Below are 2,618 nucleotides of genomic sequence, written 5' to 3'. Positions count from 1 at the left end.
CGATCGCCTCCCAGGCCATGCAGGCTTCCAGCAGATGCATATGGGCGTTGGCCTGATACGGGTGCTCCCCCGTTTCGCGCCACCCGCCCGCCGGCGTCCGCAGGACGGCGAGGGCTTCGCGAAGGGCGTGCGCCCGATCGGTCATCATCGCCGGATCGATCCCGGCCTTGGCGGCGGCGGCGAAGGCGAACAGGGCGAAGGCCTGGTCGTAAAGGAAGGCGCTGTCGTCCAGGACTGCGCCCGTGGACGAAACCCGCGTGCGATAAAGGCCGTCAGGGCGTCGGTTGGTCGCCTCGAACCGGTCGAGGCTTCGCTCGACGAGGCCACGCCATGGGCCGCTCCAGCCGGCGGTGCTGGCGGTGCTGGCGGCGCAATAGACATAGGCCTGGCGGGCCTGCACGCGCGCGCGCCGGAAATCGCCCGACACGGCGCCTGACAGGTCGATCGTCTCGCGGAACCCGCCATCAGCGTCCGCGCCGATCGTGGCCCAGACCGGCAGGGCGTTTAACCGGATCCACCGGTCGAAGGTTCGCGCCAGATCCGCCAGCGGCTGTCTGCAGACGACCGCACCTTGGGCATGGGCGGGGGAAACCGACCGGATGCGCTCGACCAGACCCTTCACCTCCTGCGCCCGGTCCAGGCTGCAGACCAGAATGGCGTCGGGCTCGGCGATGATGGCGATGTTCGAAACGCCAACGGTGGCGACGATCATGCCGCTCGCGGCGCGGACCAGACCGGAATCGCCGTCCGCCGCGATCCAGACGCCGCGATCCCCGGTGCCGAGGGCTTCGACCGCGTCCCAGGCCCCGAGATCGGACCAGCGATAGTCAACCGGCATCACAGAAATCCGGTCGCTGCGTTCCATGACGGCATAGTCGATCGATATCTTCGGCGCGTCCCGGAAGGCGTCGGTCAGCACCATCACGCGCTCCATCTCCTCGGGCAAGGCCGCGCGCGCCGCCGCCGAGACCTCGGGCGCGAACGCGTCCAATTGGTTCAGCAGCACGTCGGCACTGACCATGAAGTTACCGCTGTTCCAGAGATAGCCGTCGCGGACATAGATTTCCGCCTGGGCCCGGTCCGGCTTTTCCACGAACGCCCGGACGGGAGACAAGCCCTCCGTCTGGGGCTGGATGTAGCCATAGGCCGAGGACGGCTCCGTCGGCCGCACGCCGAAGGTGATGATCTGCCCCTCCTGCGCGGCATCGACGGCTTGAAGAACGGCGTCCCGAAACGCCCGGTCGTCGGGAATGTGGTGATCCGAGGCGACGAACAGGGCGACGCCGCCGGGGGCGGAGCGTGCGATCCAGGCGGCGGCGGCGGCCATGGCGGCGGCAGAGTCCCGCCCCTCGGGCTCCAGGAGAACGACGGCGTCCAAGCCGAGCGCCGACAGCTGTTCGAGGATGAACGGCCGGTGCGCCTGCCCGGCCACCACCACAAGCCGTCCACCGTCACCGGCGAGAGGCGCCACCCGTAAAGCCGTCTCCTGAAACAGCGACAGGTCGCTGGCCAGGTCGATGAACTGCTTGGGTCGGGCGGGCCGCGACGCCGGCCACAGCCGTGTTCCGGCGCCGCCGCAGAGTATCACCGGAAAAATAGCCATGGTCGCTCCCTGCCCGTTCCTTACGGCATCAGGCGGCGGGAGCAACCACGGCGCAACGGATCAGAACGCGCGTCGCCAGCTGCCCGTCAATGTGAAGGCCGTCGGTGACGCGGCGATGTTGCGGTCGTCGCGGGTCACCACCGCGCGGAGATCCAGCGCCGATCCGTCGCCGAGGCGATGCACGCTGCCCAGGGCCAGATCGATCTGGCGGCCGCTCGGGGTGACGGAGAATCGTCGCTCCGAGAATGTAAGAGCATCGAAATAGTCCTCGGGACTGTCGGCCAGCAAGGCGGAGAAGATGCCGCTTTCGGCGCGCAACGGCTGGCTGACGGACCAGGTCAGGCTTTCGCAGGCGAAGCCCAGCTGGTGGCAGAAGGTCGTCAGGCCCAGCGCCCAGGTCGAGCTGATCGCGCTCTCGGACAAGGTCAGGAACTGTCCCGCCAGATCGGTGCGGGAAAAGCCCATCTCGGCCGTCAGGAACAGATTGTCCATCAGGGTGAACTGGCCGGCGACCGAGCCGAAGGTCGTGGCGCTGGGCAGGGCGAAGCCGGAGTTCAGCGGCGCATACGAACCCAGCGGCCCCATCTTTTCGTCCAGACCACCGACGGCGAACTTGAGCCGCGCGGTGTCGGAGGCGTTCCAGTCGGCGACGAAACGGGCGTAGCTGGAGACATCGTCCTCGCGGGCCTGGAACGGCATGGCGCGATCGCCCACGCCGGTATCCGCCGACAGGGTCAGATTGCCCAGGCGAACCGCGCCCAGCCAGGCCCGATCGACCTGGGCCAGGGAGGCGAAGGTATCGGCCGCGCCGACCGCGAAGGGCGAGCGGGCGCCGTTCTGACCTTGCCAGAAGGCCATGGTGCCGCGCCCGGCTGAAAACTCGACCATGACGTCCTCGCGGCGCCGTTCGTCGAGCCAGGGCGTGATGACGCTGGTGGCCGAGGCCAGGTCGAAGCCGGTGTCCTCGACCGCCGCGCTGGTGGTCAGCGACAGGGTCGAACCGAACGGGCCCTCG

The 2,618-nt window shown here is 68.8% G+C and carries 1 protein-coding gene and 1 pseudogene; both read right to left on the bottom strand.

All coding sequences use genetic code 11. The features are described from left to right. Window positions 1–1,603 (bottom strand): sugar phosphate nucleotidyltransferase (locus ACESMO_RS06155; protein WP_372707290.1); only part of this gene is annotated, 1,603 nt, incomplete at its 3' end. 60 nt (window positions 1,604–1,663) lie between these two features. After that, window positions 1,664–2,618, bottom strand: a pseudogene (locus tag ACESMO_RS06150) (peptidase S8); the annotation flags it as partial.

This window comes from Brevundimonas sp. (genome assembly GCF_041688735.1).
In the GTDB taxonomy this organism is placed as follows: Bacteria; Pseudomonadota; Alphaproteobacteria; order Caulobacterales; family Caulobacteraceae; genus Brevundimonas.
Note: the sequence above shows the minus strand (reverse complement) of the source record. Positions and strands in the feature narration are given on the sequence as shown.